A 21,786-nucleotide genomic window follows, 5' to 3' on the forward strand; every position below is an offset into this window, starting at 1 on the left:
CTGAATCAAGAAAACTTGCAATGGGGATCATAGATTCTTGAGTGAAATTTTTAGTAGAATAAAATTAATATGAAAATCAGATTATTTTTGCAGAGGTGAATCGTAGTATGATTGAGAAAAGCATATGGGATAAAGTTGTAGAGATAGAGTGTGAACTGGAACTATCAGAGGAGGTAATGAAATGCATTGATGACAAGGTAGATTTCTTAAATTGTCAGGAGCAGAAGGTCAAATCTTTTATTAACCTATACATTACCAATCAAATTGTTATAAATATAAATGAGGAAATTGCAGCAGAGGGTAAAGTATTTTTATCAGATGCTACAGAACTTTCTTCACCAATTACAATAAAGCAAGTGGAGGAAGCCATATATCCGCTTTATTTTTTGATGGATCATGAGTTTGAGCTGTTAATTGATTTTGATACAAAGCCAGATTATTTACAAGGACATTTAGCGACACTTGTTGTTAAACAAAATAATGCATTGCATTTTGGAGGGATAAATGGCTAAAAAGCATAGAACAGCGTTTCAATTCAAGGAATGGGCTATTGATTTGTATGAGCCAGCAACTATAGAAGAAATCCAACAGGTTGAAAAAGAACTACAAATAGTGCTACCAAAAGTATATAAAGGTTTATTAAGTGTATCAAACGGAGTGCATGGTAATCTAGTTCAGCTATATTCAACAGATGGATTAATTGAAATGAATAAAACATATGAAGTTCAAAATTATGCACCAGGCTATGTTTCTGTTGGCAATGATAATGGTGGGTATCATCTTTTAATGAGGGCGGTAGAGGATGCTGTTAACTTCCAATTAGTAAGTGATGGATATGGGGTCCCTACCGAAAATGATACAACTGATAATTTTCTTTCATGGTTGAATAGTGAAGAGGGAGATCCTTGGAGAAATGAATAGTTGGTAAAAGAGGGTGTCAGAAAAGAAGGTAAGCCTACATCTCCTGACACCCAATTGCACTGCTCCCTTTCCCTGAATGACTTGAAAAAACGGAGATTTAAGTCTATCTCTCAATTGAATAGGTACGTTTGATTTGAAGAAAGCGTATAGGCGAAAAAATAAGCATTGCCTTGTATTGTCATGACTATGTTAAACTAAAATAAAAAAGGGAGTGGTATATTGCGAGAAAATTGGCGTAAACAAGCGATTACGGATATATTGAATAAATTTAATGTAGCGGGAGTGAAAGAGCTAGAAACAATATTGATGGAGCAATCTCAAGTTTCGCTACGATTCGAGCTTGCTAGTAAGGAAAATTATCAGCAGATTGGGAACAGCCGTATAGCAGGGCGACCTGATTTACCACCATCTATCGAGTGGCCATGTACTGAGGATGGAGAAGCTTATACTTTTTTAGCGCAAATTAATTTGAGTGAATTGCCATTTTTGCCTTCAGATAATTGGCCATCATCGGGGATGTTTTATTTCTTTTTAGGTTTGGACGAGCCTGCCTACGATGTTGAGCATCAAGTCATTTATTATAACGGTGATTTAGCTAATTTGACTTTGGCAAACTTGCCTGAAGGGATAGAAGAAGTAAATGCGGAGGAACGCGATTTTATTTCTCATCGAGTTACGTGGCAGCCTTATTTGACATTGCCTGATTTAGGGGAAGACTCAGAAATGCTGTTCGAAGAATATGAGGATATTTACACAGAGGTGTGTGGTGTAAGTGATGCGCTTGCTGGAGGATTGCAAACTTGGGATGGGGAAACACAGCTCGATGCTTATTTATGCCGAAATGGTCTAAGTGCCTTTTTATACAACACCCATAAAATGCCAGAAAAATTACAGCAGGAGGCATTACAAGCGGCGCAAAATTGGCAAATGTTGTTCTCATTATCCTCTTTAAGTGAAGTGAATATGTGTTGGTGGGACGCGGGGTATTTAGAATTTTTAATTCATGTTGAAGATTTAAAAAAAGGTCGTTTTGATAATACTTATCTTAATTTAGCGACAAGCTGATAATAGAAGGTGTCAAGAAAGCGCTAAAGGAAATAGAATAAGTTAAGCATTTTTCATGTAGTTAAGTAAAAACATGACGAGGAGCGAGGGAAATGACAAATCAACAGAAGATTGCGGATTTCTTAACCAATTTAACACTTGAAAAAATATATGATCAGAGTGATCTGCTCATTTGGATAGATTGGCGAGAAGCTGAAGAAGACTTAATAGATTACTTTAACGAGCAATTGCCTGTGTCAAATCGAATTGATTGTGAAATTATTGAGATAGATAAGCCTAGAGGTGTGGATATTGTTCTATCCTCCCAAGAAAAAACGATGCCGATTCCCTTTGCTGATGATGTGACTGATAGAGATAGCGCAATTCGAGCTATGCAGGAAATGCTCTCTCCTCAATATCAAATTCGTTGGTTTATGGAATCATTAGGAAATGATACTTTGGCTTTTGCATTGCTACCAGTCTTACAATGGAAGGAATTAGAACTGCAATTTAGTAAGCGTAAAGTAGACTACTATTTCCAGCCTGTTACAAACGCTAGCGTCATGTTTGAAATGGGTATAGATGAAGTAGATACATTAATGAAATCTAGAGCTACAGAACTTTTAAATATATGAAATTGAATTGAGCGAGTAGTATCGTTGAAAAAGTATTGCACAGCTTGAATCACAAAAGGAAAAAAACCTAACGATTATAAGCTGACAATCAAATAGATTACCTTCATTCAGCAAATTTTTTTGTATCTGCCGCTTTGCTTTCGCTACAGAAAACATTTGCTAAATGAAGATAAAATTTCACCAACAATACGACATCAAAAAACTACGCCATATTTTTGCGCAAGCTCTTTCATAGTACTATAGTAACAAAAAATCCCCTTTACCACTCGCGTTCTCTTAATGCGTCCTCTACATCAATCTCAATATTGTACGCCTGCAATATATCAATCACTGTTTCTGCGATGCAATCTCTGGCAGCTGTTTCAATTTCACTGTCATGCTCATAAAACTCATCTTCCAAATCATTAATAGCAAGTGTCATCTCGTCCAATTTTTGTTGGATATCCTCTAAAGAGTGAGGATCTTGCTCTAAATATTGAACAATACCCTCCAATAACACTTTAATCTTATCAACTAAAAATTTTGGGTAATAATCATCTCTATACATATCTCTTAAGTAGTTTATTGTTTTCATTTTGTCCAGCTCCTTTATTTCTAATGTCACTAATAACAGCTCGTATACAGTTGTTTCGCTGTATAAATAATTTGGAATTTTAACAAGCGCAAGAAATCTATTGTGAAAATATCGATTTCTTACGCAAATTGAAGCTGTTTTTGTAAGAAATCTGCTATGAATTGGATGAACTCTTTATATGGGCGAATCATTACTTTATACTCTATTTTAATAAAGCTTTAAATTTTCCCTCCAACAACTTTGCAACAAGTGCATAATTTTCTTCATTATAAATAGCTGCATACAGCGAATCATAGCCATCGAAAAGCTGTAATGGGAGGTTTTCATAGTCAGCTAAGTAGGCATCGTAATAGGAAGATGCAAAAGCAGCTCCTTCTTCTGTTAAATCTTCATCTATCAAAACTCCATCGTAAAACTCAATGAAAAAATCGAGCGCTGTTATTTGACCTCGCATTAGCTGTTCATAAAGCTCTGGGTCGTCTTCTTCAATGACAGCCGTATTTGCTAATTGATGCTCTAACATCCAACGGTAAAAAAACGCGATATGCACTGCACCTTGATCAGTAGATAACTCCTGTGGAAAATCCTCTGCATCAAAATGCCATTTCGATTTGTCATAGGCTGTCATAAAATCTCTCCTGTCCTTATATAAGCTCTTTAATAATCGGCTCAAAGCGCGTGCGATATGGCTCTGGAATGTGCATAAATGCTGAGCTAGTAAAGTCATTCAAATGGATGATGCCAAAGCATGTGTATAAAAGCTGCGCTACAATCATATCTTTATATTCTTCAATGTGCTCACTTTGTTTAAGCGGAATATATGGGCAAAGTTCTTTTAATGGTGTTGTCATAAATTTTTCGAACCATTGCAAGTTGTCATCTGTGCCCATAGCTTTCTCAAAGAAGGCATCGTATGGAACTTCTTGTACAGCTAGCACAGTGCATACAAAGACAGGCAATGTTTCAGGTGTTAGACCAAATGTTTCTACATAGGCTTTTGCAAAGTATTCAGGCATTGGCGAATGGTCGCCATCGCATTCATACATATAGTCGATAACGAGCTTGCCATAGCTTTTATCGTATAAGCCAAGACCGAAAACAGCGAATGTACTTGGCATCGCTGCTTCTTCATCATCAACATCTTGATAAAAATGATACTCTGCCATTGCCTTATAACTATATTCAACTAGCGCAGCATGTAGGCTAGGGTAGCTGAGAGCTTTAGTAAAGAAATGATGTGATGAAGTGACAGGTAATTGCTCAATTGGTAACACTAAGTCACTTTTACCTTCATAATAAATGCCATAGCTTTTAGGGAAGTCTTCTTCTAATAAAGCATTTAAGAATGCCAATGCTTGACGATAAGCTTCTTCGCTCTCTTCTTTAATTTTAATCGTAATCGTGGCTAGTACATCATTTGCTTGGCAGAAAATTAGATCGGATGCCATTTGCTGTTTATGTGTTGGCAAAGTACCGGAGCCGACTGTGGTTAATGAGTTATATGCTACTGCATCTAATTCATTAATTGTTGCCAGTAGCTTCTTGACTGTTAAATAAGAATAGCTAGCGCCGTATTTACTTAAATTCACTACATAGTAGCATAGTAATGGTAAGTAAGTTAATGATTGATGCTTTTCGATAAAGCGAGAAAGACAATAACGCTGTGTTTCAAAGTCTAGCTCTTGACGAAATTTATCAAGCAATACAAGCTGCTGATAATGGCAAAGCACTTCATGCAGTGTAATGGTGTCTAGTGAAAAAGACAGGGTGATGATTTTAGAAGGATAACCATCTGTTTCAACTTTATATTGTTTAGAAAGTAGTTCTTGCTCAAGCTGTAGCCATAATGCTTCGTTTTCGGTAAATTGCTTAGTCTTCATGGAATTACCTCCCTCTATGTGCCCGTGTGTTTCTGCATACTCCGTAAGTTCTTTTGTTAGTTCACGATACACCTCGCAAACCAATCTGAATGTCCTACCTTTTATGAAAGAACAACCGCTCAATTAAAATTAACTTTCATGCGAAATATCGTAAATTTCAAATTTATCGAGGTTAAACCAGATTTTTAAAAATGTTGTCCTAAATGCTGTAAATTGATGTACGAGTCTCTGTGATGTTTATAATATTGTTGAATTCTCCCATATCTCGCGCATACATTCCTTCGTTCATCCTATTCATAAAGCAAAGGCTGGCGATGTTCCTATAGGGAAACATCACCGATTAATAAAAACCGCTGAAATCATTACATACAAATAGTCAATAGCACTGCAAAACAGTCCATACTTTATCGAATTTTTTGTTTTTGCAGTCCTCCTCACGAATCCAGAAATATAGTTTGCCGCTATCGCCCCACATATAGCCTAGGTCATCTTCCGAATCAAGCTGTAATAGGAGCTGCCAATCCTTTACATGTGGTTCAAGCTCCTTGCGTAACGGATGATTATAGGCTGTTGAATCCCCGCAATATAAACCGTTTGTGACAAGCTGGCATTCTAAATACATATCCCCTTGAATTGTATCGGGATGACCATCTATGCGATGTGTCGTTTGCTCAGTTGCCTCTTCATCGACCCAATCATAAAAAAAGTCATTGTAGGCGTCTTGTTGTTCCTCTGTTAAAATGGTTTCTAAATTTTTGCTATAAGGAGATGCCCATGATGGGAGTGTCCATTCATTTCTAAAGTGCAGTGCCGCACTATCAATATACTCCGTTAATGCTGAGGGTTGCTGTATTCGCTGTAAACTGTCAAGTGCTTGTGTAAAGTGGAAAACGTGAAAGCCATCGCCATCATTTGGATCATAGCCCCAAGGTTGTCCAGTGGCATCATAGAAAAAGGATAATAGTCCATCAGCAGGCAGCAAGTTGTTTGAATCATACGACTTTAATTCTCCTAAATTAAGCTGACATAGAAAGTATAATGGCTGGTTATTATTTGTATGTGGCCATACAAAATCTGTCGGTACATCGGGAGCGCCACCGATTTTGGACTGCCCTATTTCAATGGCTTCATCTGCTGTCGGTGTTGTCGAAGCACGAATTGATTTTTTAGCAAACTGCAAAATTTGCTCTGCTACCTCTCCAAGCTCAAAATCAAGCAATGCTGTGCGTAACTTTTCCATGCTTATTCCTCCTCATTTTTATCTAATTTCAATATAGTACATACGTTCCCTTGTGTAAAGTTTATATTTGGAAATATTGTTGAATCAACAGTTTTAGAGAAGCATCTCAATATACCAGGTCTTCTTGAATTTTAACAGACTTTTGATACAGTAGAGGATGATGGTGATAGGAATAATTATGTAAAGATTGTGGGAGATTTTTTATCACTTTAACAATGGATTAAACTGTTGGTATATCAACAGTTATAGAGGGAGGATTACTAGATGAAAACGTATCGAATTGCTGTTATACCAGGGGATGGAATTGGGAAAGAGGTTGTCCCTGCCGCGATAGAGGTTCTTGATCAGGCTGCACGTCTAGACGGAGGCTTTCAATTTGAATGGACTACGTTTCCTTGGGGCTGTGACTATTATTTAGAGACAGGGAAAATGATGCCCGATAATGGCATTGAAATATTAAAAGGCTATGATCAAATATTTTTAGGGGCAGTAGGGATGCCTAATTTAGTGCCTGATCACATTTCTTTATGGGGTCTACTGATTAAAATTCGCCGTGAGATGAAGCAGTCTATAAATGTGCGTCCAGCAAAGCTATTACAAGGCTTACCCTCACCATTACGCAACCCCAATGACTTTGATTTAATTGTTGTACGTGAAAACTCAGAGGGAGAGTACGCTGAAAGCGGTGGCAGAATACATAGTGGGCAGGATGAGGTTGCTATCCAAAATGCTATATTTACAAGGAAGGGTACAGAGCGTGCGATGCGTTATGCATTTGAAATAGCGAAAACACGACGTCAGCATGTGACAAGTGCGACGAAGTCAAATGGAATTACCTATAGCATGCCATTTTGGGACGAGGTTTTTGCACAAATAGGGAAAGATTATAAAGAAATTGGTCAAGTTTCTACGCATATTGATGCATTAGCTGCCTTTTTCGTCATGAAACCAGAAAGTTTTGATGTCATTGTTGCCTCCAATTTATTTGGTGATATTTTAACAGATTTAGGCGGAGCAATTATGGGCAGCATCGGAATTGCTCCAGCAGCAAATTTAAATATCGAACGACATTATCCCTCTATGTTTGAACCAGTTCATGGCTCTGCTCCAGATATTGCTGGTCAAGGGATAGCCAATCCACTTGGACAAATTTGGACAGGTAAAATGATGCTTGATTTCTTAGGCTATCATGAGCTAGGCACAAGAGTACTAAATGCGATAGAAGCAACATTAGCACAAGGAATCAAGACAACAGATTTAGGAGGAACTTCAACATTACGCGATGTAACGATCGCGGTGCTAAATCATTTGCGATAAAGCATTTGAAAAAAATGATTGGGGTGATTCTTTCTTGAAAAAATTTTTTGCTTATAACTGGCAAGTCAGAGATGAATGGTTTAAGTGGTGTAATCAGCTAAGCTTGGAGGAATTATTGAAGGAAAGGCATGGTGGAGTAGGGAGTATCCTCTTTACACTTTTTCATATTATAGATGTTGAATACAGCTGGATTCGTGGCATCCAAAACAAAAAAGACAGAATATTTGATTTTAAAGATTACCAAACGTTAGAACAGGTTAAAAAACTTTCTGACGAATTGCGAATTGACAATTTAGAATTTTTAAAATTCTGTGAGGACTTTAATGATGATATTGTGAAAGTCGCTTGGGATGATGAGGAATATAAAAAAAATGATATTATCCATCATATTATTGCACATGAAATTCATCATATAGGTCAGCTTTCTGTGTGGGCAAAAGAATTAGCTTTACCTTCTGTATCTGCAAATTATATTGGTAAAGATTTAAGGACTCATTAGGCAGTATTTATACAGATAAGAAAAAAGGTAAGGGCATGTTAAAATGACCCTTACCTCTATAACTATTCTTGCGTTTGTAGGTATTCAACAGCAACATCTGGTCGATCTGTAATAATGCCCTTTGCACCATTACGGATTAATTTTTTCATCGTCTCTCCGTCATTGATTGTCCAATAATGAACAGGGATGTTTAAGTTGCTTAAAAACTGAATAAATTTCGGTGAATCTAGAGCAATAACGCCTGATTTAGGTGGTATTTGGAATACATCTACCTTTGGATGGTATAAATGTCCAAATTGGCTGGAGAAGGAAGCGAATGCTTTTCGAACATCTGTCTCGCCAGCACCGAGGGCTACTTGATTTTGCGCATAAAGATTAAAACGATCTATCTGCTCCCCATAAAAGCTTGTGACAACTACACGATTCTCAGCTCCAAGCTCTTCAATTAAACGCCATAATTTTGAAGGCATTAAGCTCCCTTCGTACGTATCTGGCGCATCTTTAATATCAATATTAATCAACATATTTGGATAAGTTTCTAGTAGCTCGCGTAAAGTAACAACATCTACTTTTTCATTTCGATAAGGGAATTCCCCATTTAAATCTTCAAATTGATAACCGTGGTTTAAGGCATTAATTTCTGCTAAAGTCATATCTGCAACAAGACCATAGCCATCTGTTGTACGATGGACAGTATCATCGTGGAAAACGATGATTTCCTCATCTTTCGTTAAGCGAATGTCTATTTCAAAGCCATCTACCCCTAATTGTGCAGCTTTTTCAAAAGCAGGTATTGTATGCTCAGGTGCTATCTGTGCACCACCGCGATGTGCGAGAATAATAGGGCGATCAAATTGTAATGCTTGTTTACTTTCGCGCTGCTGAGGTCTAGAAATTGCTTTACTACCTGCCCAAGCGGCTGCACTTGCTGCTGCGATTGCAAGCGCAATCTTCGTTTTTTTACCCATATTCGTCCTCCTTAAAAAATTTAAATGGTATAAAAGGTACTGGTGAATTCATTATTGAATTTGAAATTTTTGAGCAAACAAAATCAGAGAAATTCTGATTATAGACGTTTAAACTAAAGTTCTATTAACTTGCTTAAGTGGATGTAAAACTCTTAATGAATGTTGTATGCTTTACCATTATAACGGAAAAATGAGCGTTCTGTCAGCTAAACTCTGTTGCTATCATTTTCCGGTCTATGGTATTCTTTTATGTAAGAAATGAGGGAATACTATATGAACGAACGACAAGGACTAATCGTGTACGTCCATCAATTAAAACATGCGAAGTCTCTTCGAAAATATGGTCATGTTCTTTATATTTCTCGGAGGCAAAAATATGTAGTGCTCTATTGCGATCGAGAGGAAATTGAAATGATGACAACAAAACTACAACGCCTTCCGTTTGTAAAAGACGTTGTAAAGTCTTATCGTCCATTCGTTAAAACTGAGTTTGAAAATGCAAAACCTGATAAAGCGAAGGAATATGACTACAAAGCAGGTCTATAATATTACGTTAATGCAGGAATATAGTGATGAAGCCTCATTATTCCTATTAAGTATTGATAAAATAGTTTTGATTCCGAAAATATAGATGAGTGCTTTATTTCTACAACAACCGCTTTTCGACCTAGTTGCTCAATACTTTCTTCGAATATTTTTTGTCGCTTTGAAGGCTGTTCTGCTATATAAGGAATGCCTTCTCGACAAATATAAATCGGCATAAATTTACTTTCACCGACTGGTTTGAAGGCAACTGCTAAAGAAGCAACTTTTTTTTCTTCTTTTGAGGAAGTTAGTATAAAGGCTTGGTGAAAACGACTTTGATTGGTATTCACTAGTTCAAGGAGCTCGTAGACATCACCATAGCCTTCACCTAATTCTATAAATTGTTGTGGCATAAAAATTGCACATCCTTTCCAATATACATAGTATCATGCTGTGGGAGGTCAAGCATATGAAATTTGCAATGAGTTTTTTTTCAGTACTTGCTTTAATAATTACAGGCATAATTTTTTTCCAGTATCATGCATATTCTTCTGACTTAGAGACTGGTAATGGTGAATTCCTTTACTCACAAGAGATAGAAATTTTCTATCGCGAAAATAGCTTGGATATTAGGCAGCATTTTAAAAATCTACCTAATCAAAAGGTAAAAATTAAGTGGCCAGAAAATGCAATCAATCTCAGCTGCTTTATGGAAACTGAAAAAAGCTGTGATCGTTTATCGGATGAAGCTTCCTATTTTGCAAAGGGAGAAATCAAATCTCAATCTGTTTCATACATAATTCCAATCGAGGGTGGCTTAAAAGATAAAATGCTTATCCAAAATGTGTTAGCCACATTATTAAATGGTGAAGCAACTTATTCTATTGTCCATATTTCTACAGATAGTAAATTTGCAGGTCAATGGATTACAGGACTACCTTTAATTGGACAGCAACAGCTAGCACTTGTTAACTATACAATGTTTAGTGGGAATGGTACAATCCGTGATATTTATTGGCAATCAGCTAATTTCAAGGTACAAGAACAAAGCTCTGTATTATCTATTTATGCACCGGGAGCTATTTCAAAGGATTTCTTGAAATCATTAGAAAATTTACAGTTTTTAAATGACCAACATATTGCGATTATTCAAGAAAAAAATCCAATGAAAGAACATGATGATCGTCTATTATTTTTACCAACTTTAACTGTACAAGCGGTAGAGCAGGAAGTGGTTCTGTCACAAATCAAATCACAATATAAGTTCGATAATTCTCCTGAATGGTTACCAGAGGTTGTGGCATCCTATTTAGTGAAGGATATGATTGGCTCTGAAAAAACGAAGGAAATCGTGGCAACATTAAAAGAATATATGACTGTAGATCAGGATGCCGCTTGGCAGGAAGCGATGAATAAACTTGGAGAAGAACCGATTTCTCCAGCATCGATGGATGATCTTTTATCAACGGTTTTAGGTGCAAAAACTTCTTATTTTAAGTTAAATATGGAACAAAAGAACGGGACATATCCATTATATTTTGAAGATGAACGTGATATTTATGTAAATGATACCTTGAAAAGAGATGTTCAATTTATCCGTTATGAAGGGCAATCTTTATATACAGCGGATACATTGTTGCCTTATCTTGGTTATAGCGCTACTGAAGGGGAAAATGGCTATTATGTAAAAAGTGATAATCGCACATTTAGATTCCCGAAAGAACCAGGATTCTACGTATTTAATCAACGTAGATACCCTACTATTTCAGAACCAATTATTAAAATAGCTGATCATTATTATGTTGAGGAAGCTTGGCTCCAACGCTTATTCTTAGTAGAATTACAAAAAAATGATGGTCGTATCCAAGTAATAACACAAGAGCAAGAATAATTTTTTGCAGCGGAGGTTTGTCTTCCGCTGCAAAAATGCTTTTATATGGAAGAAGAAAGTACGGTGAATGACGTAAATGAGAGTTGTAGCAGGAGAACGAAAAGGGATGCCGTTAAAGGCGATTGCAGGAAATACAACGAGACCTACAACAGACAAAGTAAAGGAATCCATTTTTAATATTATAGGTCCTTTTTTTGATGGAGGGATTGCGCTCGATTTATTTGCGGGGAGCGGTGGTTTAGGTATCGAAGCTTTAAGCAGAGGCGTTGATCAAGCTATATTCATTGAAAAGGATGCTAAGGCATTTCAGGTGCTGCAAGAGAATATAAAAAAATGTAGGTATGAGGATTGCTCTGAGCTCTTTCGTATAGATGCTAAACGAGCTGTGAAAGCGCTATTAAAACGGGATATTACATTTAAACTAGTTTTTTTAGATCCACCTTATCACCACAAAGAATATTATGATTTAGTACAAGTACTTGTCGACAATCATAAAATTCAGCAAGATGGCATTATTTTGTGTGAACATGCAACAGAAGTAGAACTACCACAAAGTTTTGGAGATTTTGTATTAAAGAGACAAGAAACATATGGTGGAACGATTATTTCCGTTTATCGTTTTGCAGAGGAAGAGGGAGAATAAGTTGTCAGAGAAAATTGCTGTAGTTCCTGGAAGTTTCGATCCTGTAACATTTGGCCACTTAGATATTATTAATCGTGCGGCAGATGTATTCGATACTGTTTATGTAGCTGTGTTAAATAATTCATCGAAGCAGCCGCTATTTTCTGTAGAAGAACGCATGGCTTTAATGGCTGAGGTGACGAAAACGTTGCCAAACGTGCGCATCGAAAGCTCATCTGGATTATTGATAGACTATGCGAAAGAAAAAAAAGCAAAGGCTATTGTTCGCGGTTTACGTGCTGTATCAGATTTTGAATATGAGATGCAAATTACTTCGATGAACCGTTTTCTTGATGAAACAATTGAAACTTTTTTCATCATGACCAAAAATCAATATTCCTTCTTAAGTTCAAGCATTGTAAAAGAAGTGGCAAAATACGGTGGTGGCGTCAATGAACTCGTTCCTACGTGTGTTGTAGCTGCCTTAAAAGAAAAATATGAGTTTACGAAATGATAAACAAAGGGGATGTCAGTATTTGGACGTCCTCTTTTTAATTTTAGCTGATATCCATTAAATGTATAGCTGTTGATAGAGTGAGGCTACTCGGCTCTAATGCTAAAGTGAGTAGCCTAGAAAGAGAATCACTCTCAATTCGCCATATTCATCATACATTTGAAAAAATGAGCTTTAAATATAAGCAGCTTTCGTTATTTTAAGAAAAAAAGAGCATAAATAGTTGGCACAATGATTATGCTAAGTAGGCGGAATTTTATATATGGCCGAACAGAAAGCTTTGCTGATTTGGCAATAACAAAAATTTGCAAATGGATACTGATACTTTGCATCGTAAGTAATAGAACTACTAGTAATGGTAAAAATGAAAGATCAGGATAGGCTGCGACAGTCATTTTAAGGCCATTTGTAACTTCGAGAATGGCAGCAATAGAAAGCTCAGCTGCATAAGGTAATTTTGGTATAAGTTTATCCAAGCCTTGTTGTACAATCGTTTGGATCGTAGTGAAAAATATAATTGTTGTCCCAACTAAAAGAATCGTTGGTGCTGTCTCTTTAATGCTTTCTGAGAAAGGTGCTGTATATAAAGTCGTATTATGAATAGAAATGTTAGGAAGATCAGATTTGCGGAATAAAAAATAACCTGTTATTAAACAACAGATATTAAAACTATGTAGTAAACATAAAAATAGCCAGCCAAACGTATTACTGTGTAACAAATCAAGGCTTACAAAACCCAGCACAAAAAGTGGACTCGGTGCATGACAGACTGCCAGTAAAAAATTTGCTTCTTTAGGATGAAGCTGCCCACTGTTTTTTAGGTAAACAATTGTTGTAGCACCAGTTGGATAACCTCCAAGTGCGCTAATAATATAGGCTTGTACGTATAATGAGGCTCTTTTGGTCTTTGTGCGCATAGGAGCCGTTAAACGCAGTAACCATTGCGTTAAAATTAAATACGGTAATAAATATGGGAAAAGCGCATCCATAAATAGAGTTAACCCTAAGTCAGTACCGTGATGAGCTGTTTGTGGGAATAACAAGAGTAATAGAATAAGAACGATGCAGAGCGCTATTTGAATTGTGGCATACATGTTATCATCTCGTTTCAACTTTTTGTCATTCACATAGGCAAATGCTAAAATCAATATATGTAAAAAAGGCAAAAACATGAACGTATGGTTTTGCGAGCGTCCTAGGAGGTGTTCCAAATGAAGAAAAAAATAAGTATTTATGCAGTGTTATTAGTCGTTATTTGTTTTTTAATGTTATACCGACTAGACGCTTATATTATGAAGCCTGGAAGTGCTTATGATGTCAGTAAATTTGTTATTGTGGAAAACGATCATACTGAAAATAAAGGTTCTATGAGTTTGATGACAGTAGCAATGCAGCAAGCGACCCCTTTTTCGTATCTTTGGGCTAAAACTCAAAAATATCAAAAACTAATGGATATTAACCAGGTGCGTAATCCATTAGAAGATGAAGAAGAATATAATGTTCGACAGCTTAAATTAATGTCTGACTCCCAGTTTAATGCAAAATATATTGCCTTCCAGAAAGCGGGACTTCAAACAACAATACATTTCGATGGAGTCTTCGTTTTAAATGTTCTAGATGGTGGTGCGTCAGACGGTCTTTTAAAAGCAGGGGACGAAATTATCGAAGTGGATGGACAAAAAATTAGTAACCAGCAAATGCTAGTAGATCTTCTGAAGCCCAAAGAGCTTGGAGACCAAGCAACAATTAAATTTATACGTAACAAAAATGAACAAGAGGTCACTATTACGTTAAAGGAAATTCCTAGAGCCGAGGAAAAAAGAGCGGGTTTAGGTATTTCGTACGCAGAAAGTAAATCAATTGAAACAAACCCAAAAGTGACAATGAAGACAGAGGATATTGGTGGTCCATCTGCGGGGCTAATGTTTACACTTGAAATATTAGATCAACTGCTTGAAGAGGATTTAACCAAAGGCTATGCAGTAGCAGGCACAGGAGAAATGTTGGTTGATGGCTCAGTTGGAAGAATTGGAGGAATAGACTATAAAGTAATCGCTGCTGATAAAGATGGTATGGAAATCTTCTTTGCGCCAGATGATGAAATTTCTCCAGAATTGAAAGCGAAATATCCTGAATTGGAATCTAATTATGCAACAGCAGTAAAAACAGCTAAAGAAATTGGCACGAAAATGAAAATAGTACCTGTTAAAACCGTAGATGATGCCATAAAATATTTAAAACAGTTACAGCCCAAATAAAATAGGATGCTAGAAATTTCTGGCATCCTTTTATAGTATGTGGGTCTATAAACGAATCGGTGGCGTTTGATAATCTTTAGGTAGACTTTGTTCTATATTTCCAGTTTCAATGCTTAGGTTGTAAATCTCTGCTGCATGAATATCTACAGTAAGCATAGCATCTTTCGTAGCTGCGACACGGCTGATTAATGGTAAAGAGATGTCTTTTTTATACTTCCCTAAATAGGTCTGCCCTTTTGTACTCATACCAAGTAGGCGAATATAGGATGGAGCAACACAATTATGTAATTGTTCCTTACTAAACCCAGTATAAATATGAGTAAGCATGCGCTGAAGTCGTGTCCATGTGTAGCGTTTTGATTTGATTTTTTCCATAAAGCTGCTAAAGGAATAACTAGTTTTGGCTGCCTTTATAAGAGCATTCTCAATTCCTTCTGTTACTTCAGCATAGTGATTCAATTCGTTAGGTGTATGTCGAATCAGTGTAAACTGTAAGAATGGCCAGAAACTCTCCCAGCTAGCAAATTTACCATACTGACGATACCAATTAGCTAAATAATCAAAAGATGCTTTTGGTAGAACATCTTGTACTTGCTCGAGTTCACGGGAGGTTGCTAAAGCCTGACGTATTCCCGTAGCACTTGCGATGGATGCACCCTCCTGTAAAGCATCATGATAACCTGCAGTAATTCGAGGAATAGTCATCGGTATAATATCACTATCTAATGTTTTGGCAGCTTCAATATAGTGAAAGCCGAGTATATTATTAGGCTGTGATAAATCAATGTATGTAGCAGGGAATTTTTGAGAAAGCTGTTTATAAGCATAATGTAAGCTTTTAGGATAGCTCGCACCTGTTGTAAGGCTTTCTTTAATAAGTGCGTTGTATTCCTCTCGATGTCCATGAATAAGCTCAAACGTACTCATAAAGGGTTGTATGGAACCGTCTTCACTGCCAAATGCAAAAGATTCACAGCCTATTGCGGTTAATAATGCAATGGCTCCTTTAGCGAAATCAGTTGCTGATGCGGTACTATAAACATAAGGCAGCTCGATGACGATATCTACACCACCGACTAGTGCCATTTTTGTGCGTGTCCATTTATCAACCATGGCTGGCTCACCACGTTGCAAAAATGTTCCACTCATTACAGCGATGACAAGATCAGCTTGTGCTGCTTTTTTTGCCTGTTCTAAATGATAAGCATGTCCATTGTGAAAAGGGTTGTATTCAACTACTACGCCAACTGCTTTCATGCATCAAGCCCCCATCTGTGTTAGTAGTAACCTATTTAGCGGGTACTAAATAAAGAAAATACGTGTATTATAGTATATAATTATAGTTGGGTTTTATAGTGGTGACAAGAAATTATCTTGACATCTATTTTTACACATTATATAATCAACATTGTTGTCTCGAGGTGATTAAACGAATGAAATGGTCAATTCATCAATTATCTAAATACCGCCAAAACGGGATGCCAATCGATGCCTATGTCCAGTTGGACGAGGTGATGGAGCGAAACCAGGATATTCGAGCAATTTCGCCCGTTCATGTAAAAGGGCTATGTACTTTCGGTGCATCGCAAATGACATGTCAGCTAATCGTGACAGCGACGTTAACACTACCATGTGCACGCACGTGGGAAGATGTTGAGTTTCCTATCGAAGTTGAGACAGTTGAAGTTTTCAGCTGGATTGACGAAGAAAAACGAGGGGAAGATGACGGAGAAATTCACTATATTGATGGTGAAGTAATCGACATGAAGCCGGTTATCGAGGAGTTAGTGCTTCTTGAAATACCTTTGCAAGTGTTTAAGGAGAATACCGAAGGACAAGTGCAAGGTGGTAAAAACTGGTCTTACGCAACAGATGAAGACGTTGAACTACACAAAAAAGCTGACACACAAAAAGTGGATCCAAGACTAGCTAATTTAGCTAAGTATTTTGATCAAACAGACGAATAGACGATCTGTAAGGAGGTGCCATCAATGGCTGTACCATTTAGAAGAACTTCTAAAACTGCAAAAAGAAAGCGTCGTACGCATTTCAAACTATCTGTACCTGGTATGGTAGCTTGCCCAAACTGTGGGGAAGCAAAATTATCACACCGTGTTTGCAAAGCTTGCGGACATTACAAAGGTAAAGAAGTAGTAAGCAAATAATTCAGTGTTTGCTCACTTAAAAGGCTAGTAGAGAGACCATGGCTCTTTACTAGCCTTTTTCAAATGATTTCAAATAGCTGTAAAACCCTTGATATATAAGGGTTTCTCTTTTTACTTATGTCACCCGATAACATTGGATTTCAACAAATGGCATTTAGCATGGCATTTAAAAACCCATGTAATTTGCAAACTTTTGAGCAACCTCATCTTTAGCTTTTTCAGTTACATGTGCGTAAATGTCCATGGTTGTCTTAATGTCAGAATGTCCAAGCCGTTCTTGAACTTCCTTGATACTGGCACCAGCTTCAAAAAGTAATGTTACATTCGAATGCCGCAATCCATGAATAGTAATTTTTTTTAATCCGAACTTATTTTGAACATGTAAGATCCAATTCCTTATTACATTAGGTTCTAATAATCCATTCTTAGAATTACTAAAAAGTAATTGATTAGGCTTCAATGTATTGATACCCAACTTCAGATAATCTTGTTTTTGCCGCATTTTCCACTCTTTTAAAATATCCATTGTTTTATTATCAAGTTTGATTGTACGGATAGAACTCTTAGTTTTTGGTGTCTGTATAATTAATGTTAAGCCTTCACCATGAGATAATGCTTTATTGATATTAATTTCGCTATCTTTGAAGTTAATGTCATTCCAGGTAAGAGCAAGTGCTTCACCTTGACGAATACCACTAAATGCAAGTAATCTGAAAAGTACATAGGCTCTAAAATTTCGCCCTTTTTCTAAGCAATCCAAGAAATGATTAAGTTCATCTTTAGTATAGAAATTTTCATTTTTCGTATCTAACGGTTGCTCAATTTTGACTGGCATTGTAATTTTTTTCATTGGATTGTTTGGTATCACTTCAAGTGTGACAGCATAATCTAGAACCTTAGAAGCGTAGGCCTTCATTGTACGGTACTTTTTAAATTTACTAAACCATTCATCCACATGTTTTTGGCAACTGCGCACGTTGATTTTATCGACCTTGTAGTCGCCCATGGCTGGCAAGATGTGATTCTTAAACATTTCTTTTGTTTTGACAAACGTACTTTCTTTTACTGTATTCTTATATTGCACAACCCATAAATTATATATGTCCTGATATGTGTCAGTGGTTTTTTTGCCAAAGTCCCCAAGTTCTATTTCGAGTTGCAATCGAGATATAGCGAGTTGGGCTTCTTTTTTTGTCTTGAAACCGCTACGAGTAGTTTTTAATCTTTTACCAGTCAGCGGATCAGTACCTACATAAAGTTGAAATTTGTAATAGTTCTTTCCGTCTTTCTTATAACTTTGAATTGTCGCCATGAAATATTCCTCCTAGACCGCTTGTGGGGGCAAGATGTTGGAGGTTGTTAGTGTTTTCTTTCAGGATTAATAAATTTTTTATCGTATAAAAATCCTTTAATCATTAAATTTAATGCTTTTGTATCTTCTTCATTTAGATATTCATTGTCTTTCCAAACTAGAATATTTACATTATTTCCTTCATCAACAAAAACTGGAATTTTTAATCCTTCATTAGAAGCATAATAATTTGTCTCAAATAAGTTAGCTTCTTTTGCAAGTTGCTGTTCATTAACACCATATAAAAGATAATCTATTGATATGTTCCCTAATTCAGCAATTTGCTTTAGTCGATTATTATTTGGTCGATTAACACCGCGTTCCCATCTAGAAACAAGACTATCACTAGCTGGAGGGATAATTTTATTCCCAAATTCTTTAGTAGTTAATCCTAACTTCTTTCGAATTGACTTAATACGGTTTCCAATTGGTACGTTTTGAGTATGATTATTTTTCAAAATATCCCTCCTTGAACGAAATAATATCATAATATCGAAAATAAATCGACGAAAAACGACGAAAAACCATTGTTATTTTTTTTAGTATTTGATATCATCGAAAACATAAGACGAAAAAAGACGAAAGGATTGAGAGGAATGTGTAATGTAGTATGTGCCTATAGGAAAATGACAGGATTAACTCAAAAGGAGATGGCCTTTAAATTAAATATCTCAGAAGGTACATATCGTAGCAAAGAAAAGGGGAAAACAAGTTTTAAGGATAAAGAAATGAAAATCTTTTATGAAAATGTAAAAGAAGTTAATCCTAATGTAACTATTAACGAAATTTTTTTTATGGATTTCGAGACGAAAAAAGACGAGGGGATTGAGAGGAATGCGTATTGAATTAGATATGCCTGAAGGTTTAGAAGAACAACTAAAACACGTTGTAATATCTGCTACTAAAGAAGCTATTGAGCAAAGTCAAAAACAATTGATGACAAAAGAATGGATGAATCTTCGTGAAGGAGCATTATATGCTGGGGTAAGCTACAACAGTTTTATAAAGTTTAGAGAAAGAGGTTTAAAAGTTTGTGAGATTGATGGAATTAAAAGGGTCTCTAAGAAAGAGATTGATTTTTTTTTAGAAAAAAATAGTTTTTAAAAATCGCTTGTGGGGGCAAGTAGGTAATTGAAAGTAGGTGAGTAGATGTATAAGGGCTACCTGAAAGGAAATGGTAAGCATGCTGCCACATCATTCAAAGATGGTAGCAAGCTACTTTCCTACAATACAGTTAGATTGGTAGATTCTTATGTCGGTATTTTAGAAGACGACTTTATTATGGTCGATGTGGATGATATAGAGGAAGCAGAAATACTACTAGACATAGTAGAGGATAAGAATATCAATTGTTCTGTTTTACAAACGAACAACGGTATGCATTTTTACTTTAAAGGCTATGATTTAACGGCTAATAAAATCAAATGGTACTCCAACATTGGTATACATTGCGATTATAAGTTAGGGATAAAGAATACTGCAGATCCACTTAAAATAAATGGCCAGGTTCGTAAATGGCTCCGAAAGTGTGAAGAACATGAGCCTTTACCAGCGTGGCTATATCCTTATAACAAGAGAAATCCTAACTTGGCCAAGCTTTCAGATGGTGACGGACGGAACGATAAATTATTTACTTATATTTTAAAAATGCAGTCGCAGGGAATGGCTAAGAAAGATATTAAAGAAACCATTGCTATTATCAACAACTATATTTTAGAGCAACCGGTTGATAAGAGTGAATTAAATATTATTTTACGTGATGAAGCATTTATGAAAGAATCATTTTTCATCAAGGGTGTTTTTCATCATGATAAATTCGGTGACTTCTTAATTAATGAACATCACATTTGTAAAATAGCGAACGTGCTGCATATTTACCATGACGGTGTGTATTCAGATCGTGAGGAGACATTGAGCGAATGATGGTTAAACACATTTCATCATTGACCAGGGCTAGACGACAAGAAACATTAGCATATATCCAGCTAAATGCAAAAGAAAAACAGTTTGCATCAACACAATATATTGTTATGAAAAATGGTGTATTTAATCTTGAAACATGGCAGCTGCAAGACTTTTCACCGGATATAATTACACGCAATAAAATTCCAATTGCTTATATACCAGGCGCCTATTATGAAGTGACGGATCGTACTTTAAATAAAATTGCAGTCCATGATAAAAAGATACGGTCCATCTTAGAGGAAATCTTAGGTTATTCAATTTTAAGAGATTGTCGTTATTCTTATTCATTTATTTTGACAGGTAACGGTAGTAATGGTAAATCATCATATTTAGAAATTTTAGCTGCACTTGTTGGTGAGAATAATCTTTCGTCATTAGATTTAAAAGAGCTGGACCAACGATTTAAAACAGCTGAGCTATTTGGAAAGTTAGTCAATATTGGCGATGATATTTCAAAAGGATATATCAAAGAGTCATCAATTTTTAAAAAGCTTGCAACTGGTGAACGTTTAAACGTAGAGCGTAAGGGAAAGGATCCATTTGATTTTAAAAACTATGCGAAATTAATCTTTTCGGCCAATGAAATGCCACGTATTAACGATTATTCCAACGGATTAGTTAGAAGGTTATTCATTGTCCCTTTTAAAGCAAAATTTGATATTTCAGATGAAGATTACGACCCGTTAATCAGGCAAAAATTAATTTCTGATGAATCTATGCAATACGTGTTGAATTTAACACTTAAGGCATTAAAGCGGTTGCTTGAAAATAAAGGTTTTACAAAATCAAAAGTAGTAGAAAAAGAGCTGCAAAAGTATCAAGAGGAAAACAACCCGATTATTAGCTTTGTTACAAATGAAGATGTTGAGCTGGAGCGATCTGTTGTTGGTGATGTCTATTTACAGTACAAGGTTTACTGCAGTGAAAATGGTTTCCAGGCTGTGAGCAATATTAGCTTTAGTAAACAGATTAAACAACTTTTCGGTTATGCTACTAAGCAGCAAAAAATAGACAGTAAAAATAAACGCATCTTTGTTAGTGATTAATTTATAAAATGCGCTACCTTTTTAACGAAATACATGCTTTTTTAGGTGTTTGATATTTTCCCTAGGGAAACACGTTGATATATCAAGGGTGATTTTAAAAAAGTGATGGAATTTCCATCAAAAAAATGGCTTAAAAAGTGACCGTTTTAGCTATTTTCATTGAAAATATAGGTCAAATGCGTTACCGGTAACAGATAACTGCTACCTCACAAAACCAGTCATATCAAGGGTTTAAACGGTGCGTAACAGATGGTAGCAGATAAATTCAACTTCTTTATATTTTATATTAATAAACACTAGCATCGCATTAAAATAATGCCTCATTCAAATTAATCATAATTTTCTGTAATTACATGTAAGCACAAAAAAGT

The 21,786-nt window shown here is 36.0% G+C and carries 25 protein-coding genes and 1 pseudogene; 16 read left to right on the top strand and 10 right to left on the bottom strand.

The genetic code is table 11. The features are described 5' to 3' along the window. The first annotated feature begins 107 nt into the window (after window positions 1-107). The 4 genes from AC3WOM_RS19865 (at window position 108) to AC3WOM_RS19880 (ending at window position 2,600) form a co-directional block, all read left to right on the top strand. The gene (locus AC3WOM_RS19865) at window positions 108-512 is read left to right on the top strand and encodes a hypothetical protein (protein WP_427540887.1); all 405 of its coding nucleotides are present in this window, start codon (window positions 108-110) and stop codon (window positions 510-512) included. Beyond that, window positions 505-921 (top strand): SMI1/KNR4 family protein, encoded by a 417-nt coding sequence (locus tag AC3WOM_RS19870; RefSeq protein WP_427540884.1) that lies wholly within the window; start codon window positions 505-507, stop codon window positions 919-921. Before AC3WOM_RS19865 ends, AC3WOM_RS19870 begins: the two co-directional genes overlap by 8 nt. A gap of 219 nt (window positions 922-1,140) precedes the next feature. Beyond that, window positions 1,141-1,986 (top strand): YwqG family protein, encoded by an 846-nt coding sequence (locus tag AC3WOM_RS19875; protein WP_427540881.1) that lies wholly within the window; start codon window positions 1,141-1,143, stop codon window positions 1,984-1,986. A gap of 92 nt (window positions 1,987-2,078) precedes the next feature. After that, window positions 2,079-2,600, top strand: a complete 522-nt coding sequence (locus AC3WOM_RS19880) for a hypothetical protein (RefSeq protein WP_427540878.1) — start codon at window positions 2,079-2,081, stop codon at window positions 2,598-2,600. Between the two features lie 259 nt (window positions 2,601-2,859). On the opposite strand, the gene AC3WOM_RS19885 is transcribed toward AC3WOM_RS19880, so the two are convergent. The 4 genes from AC3WOM_RS19885 to AC3WOM_RS19900 all read right to left on the bottom strand — a co-directional run bounded on the left by AC3WOM_RS19885 (window position 2,860) and on the right by AC3WOM_RS19900 (window position 6,294). Further along, on the bottom strand, window positions 2,860-3,174 hold the full coding sequence (locus AC3WOM_RS19885) for a DUF5713 family protein (protein WP_427540875.1): 315 nt from the start codon (window positions 3,172-3,174) through the stop codon (window positions 2,860-2,862). Between the two features lie 202 nt (window positions 3,175-3,376). After that, window positions 3,377-3,802 (bottom strand): DUF7832 domain-containing protein, encoded by a 426-nt coding sequence (locus AC3WOM_RS19890; RefSeq protein ID WP_427540872.1) that lies wholly within the window; start codon window positions 3,800-3,802, stop codon window positions 3,377-3,379. A gap of 16 nt (window positions 3,803-3,818) precedes the next feature. Beyond that, complete coding sequence (locus tag AC3WOM_RS19895) at window positions 3,819-5,054, bottom strand: DUF6138 family protein (RefSeq protein ID WP_427540869.1); 1,236 nt, start codon at window positions 5,052-5,054, stop codon at window positions 3,819-3,821. 376 nt (window positions 5,055-5,430) lie between these two features. After that, window positions 5,431-6,294, bottom strand: coding sequence for a YwqG family protein (locus tag AC3WOM_RS19900; protein ID WP_427540866.1), 864 nt, complete (start codon window positions 6,292-6,294; stop codon window positions 5,431-5,433). A 264-nt stretch (window positions 6,295-6,558) separates the two neighbouring features. Here AC3WOM_RS19900 and AC3WOM_RS19905 point away from each other — a divergent pair, with 264 nt between their 5' ends. Together AC3WOM_RS19905 and AC3WOM_RS19910 are read left to right on the top strand one after the other, a co-directional pair. Further along, complete coding sequence (locus tag AC3WOM_RS19905) at window positions 6,559-7,611, top strand: tartrate dehydrogenase (protein WP_492448076.1); 1,053 nt, start codon at window positions 6,559-6,561, stop codon at window positions 7,609-7,611. A gap of 34 nt (window positions 7,612-7,645) precedes the next feature. Next, a complete protein-coding gene (locus AC3WOM_RS19910) occupies window positions 7,646-8,110 on the top strand; it encodes a DinB family protein (protein ID WP_492448077.1) in 465 nt (154 codons plus the stop codon). A gap of 62 nt (window positions 8,111-8,172) precedes the next feature. Here the strand turns inward: AC3WOM_RS19910 and AC3WOM_RS19915 are convergent, their stop codons facing one another. Further along, entirely contained in the window at window positions 8,173-9,078 is a 906-nt protein-coding gene (locus tag AC3WOM_RS19915) for a glycerophosphodiester phosphodiesterase family protein (protein ID WP_492448078.1), read from the bottom strand. 273 nt (window positions 9,079-9,351) lie between these two features. Here AC3WOM_RS19915 and AC3WOM_RS19920 point away from each other — a divergent pair, with 273 nt between their 5' ends. After that, window positions 9,352-9,624 (top strand): YlbG family protein, encoded by a 273-nt coding sequence (locus AC3WOM_RS19920; protein WP_427540854.1) that lies wholly within the window; start codon window positions 9,352-9,354, stop codon window positions 9,622-9,624. 2 nt (window positions 9,625-9,626) lie between these two features. Here the strand turns inward: AC3WOM_RS19920 and AC3WOM_RS19925 are convergent, their stop codons facing one another. Further along, window positions 9,627-10,016, bottom strand: coding sequence for a DUF7147 family protein (locus AC3WOM_RS19925; protein ID WP_427540851.1), 390 nt, complete (start codon window positions 10,014-10,016; stop codon window positions 9,627-9,629). A 56-nt stretch (window positions 10,017-10,072) separates the two neighbouring features. Between AC3WOM_RS19925 and AC3WOM_RS19930 the strand changes: the two genes are divergently transcribed. From AC3WOM_RS19930 to coaD, 3 genes are all read left to right on the top strand, one after another. Then, window positions 10,073-11,494, top strand: a complete 1,422-nt coding sequence (locus AC3WOM_RS19930; protein WP_492448080.1) for an RNA polymerase II — start codon at window positions 10,073-10,075, stop codon at window positions 11,492-11,494. Between the two features lie 76 nt (window positions 11,495-11,570). After that, window positions 11,571-12,137, top strand: a complete 567-nt coding sequence (rsmD, locus tag AC3WOM_RS19935) for a 16S rRNA (guanine(966)-N(2))-methyltransferase RsmD (protein ID WP_492448081.1) — start codon at window positions 11,571-11,573, stop codon at window positions 12,135-12,137. A 1-nt stretch (window position 12,138) separates the two neighbouring features. After that, complete coding sequence (gene coaD / locus AC3WOM_RS19940; protein WP_427540842.1) at window positions 12,139-12,630, top strand: pantetheine-phosphate adenylyltransferase; 492 nt, start codon at window positions 12,139-12,141, stop codon at window positions 12,628-12,630. Window positions 12,631-12,824: 194 nt separating this feature from the next. Here coaD and AC3WOM_RS19945 read toward each other — a convergent pair whose 3' ends face one another. After that, the gene (locus tag AC3WOM_RS19945; RefSeq protein WP_492448082.1) at window positions 12,825-13,724 is read right to left on the bottom strand and encodes a hypothetical protein; all 900 of its coding nucleotides are present in this window, start codon (window positions 13,722-13,724) and stop codon (window positions 12,825-12,827) included. Between the two features lie 117 nt (window positions 13,725-13,841). On the opposite strand from AC3WOM_RS19945, the gene AC3WOM_RS19950 reads away from it, so the two are divergent. Next, window positions 13,842-14,888 carry a SepM family pheromone-processing serine protease gene (locus AC3WOM_RS19950; protein ID WP_427540836.1) on the top strand — a complete coding sequence of 349 codons (1,047 nt, stop codon included), beginning with the start codon at window positions 13,842-13,844 and terminating at the stop codon, window positions 14,886-14,888. A gap of 45 nt (window positions 14,889-14,933) precedes the next feature. On the opposite strand, the gene AC3WOM_RS19955 is transcribed toward AC3WOM_RS19950, so the two are convergent. Beyond that, window positions 14,934-16,145 carry a nucleotidyltransferase gene (locus AC3WOM_RS19955; protein ID WP_427540833.1) on the bottom strand — a complete coding sequence of 404 codons (1,212 nt, stop codon included), beginning with the start codon at window positions 16,143-16,145 and terminating at the stop codon, window positions 14,934-14,936. Window positions 16,146-16,321: 176 nt separating this feature from the next. On the opposite strand from AC3WOM_RS19955, the gene AC3WOM_RS19960 reads away from it, so the two are divergent. Together AC3WOM_RS19960 and rpmF are read left to right on the top strand one after the other, a co-directional pair. Next, window positions 16,322-16,855: a YceD family protein gene (locus AC3WOM_RS19960; protein ID WP_427540830.1), complete on the top strand. Its 534-nt coding sequence runs from the start codon at window positions 16,322-16,324 to the stop codon at window positions 16,853-16,855. 24 nt (window positions 16,856-16,879) lie between these two features. Continuing rightward, a complete protein-coding gene (gene rpmF / locus AC3WOM_RS19965; protein ID WP_054770816.1) occupies window positions 16,880-17,053 on the top strand; it encodes a 50S ribosomal protein L32 in 174 nt (57 codons plus the stop codon). A gap of 166 nt (window positions 17,054-17,219) precedes the next feature. On the opposite strand, the gene AC3WOM_RS19970 is transcribed toward rpmF, so the two are convergent. Both AC3WOM_RS19970 and AC3WOM_RS19975 read right to left on the bottom strand, forming a co-directional pair. Continuing rightward, entirely contained in the window at window positions 17,220-18,365 is a 1,146-nt protein-coding gene (locus AC3WOM_RS19970) for a site-specific integrase (RefSeq protein WP_492448083.1), read from the bottom strand. 47 nt (window positions 18,366-18,412) lie between these two features. Beyond that, on the bottom strand, window positions 18,413-18,862 hold the full coding sequence (locus tag AC3WOM_RS19975; protein ID WP_492448084.1) for a helix-turn-helix domain-containing protein: 450 nt from the start codon (window positions 18,860-18,862) through the stop codon (window positions 18,413-18,415). Between the two features lie 138 nt (window positions 18,863-19,000). Here AC3WOM_RS19975 and AC3WOM_RS19980 point away from each other — a divergent pair, with 138 nt between their 5' ends. From AC3WOM_RS19980 to AC3WOM_RS19990, 3 genes and pseudogenes are all read left to right on the top strand, one after another. Continuing rightward, the gene (locus tag AC3WOM_RS19980) at window positions 19,001-19,249 is read left to right on the top strand and encodes a helix-turn-helix transcriptional regulator (protein WP_492448085.1); all 249 of its coding nucleotides are present in this window, start codon (window positions 19,001-19,003) and stop codon (window positions 19,247-19,249) included. After that, window positions 19,239-19,508: a DNA-binding protein gene (locus tag AC3WOM_RS19985; protein WP_492448086.1), complete on the top strand. Its 270-nt coding sequence runs from the start codon at window positions 19,239-19,241 to the stop codon at window positions 19,506-19,508. The genes AC3WOM_RS19980 and AC3WOM_RS19985 overlap by 11 nt, the downstream gene beginning before the upstream one ends. Window positions 19,509-19,553: 45 nt before the next feature. Next, window positions 19,554-21,415, top strand: a pseudogene (locus AC3WOM_RS19990) (DNA primase family protein). Window positions 21,416-21,786 lie beyond the last annotated feature (371 nt).

This window comes from Lysinibacillus sp. FW301-JW8, assembly GCF_058788755.1.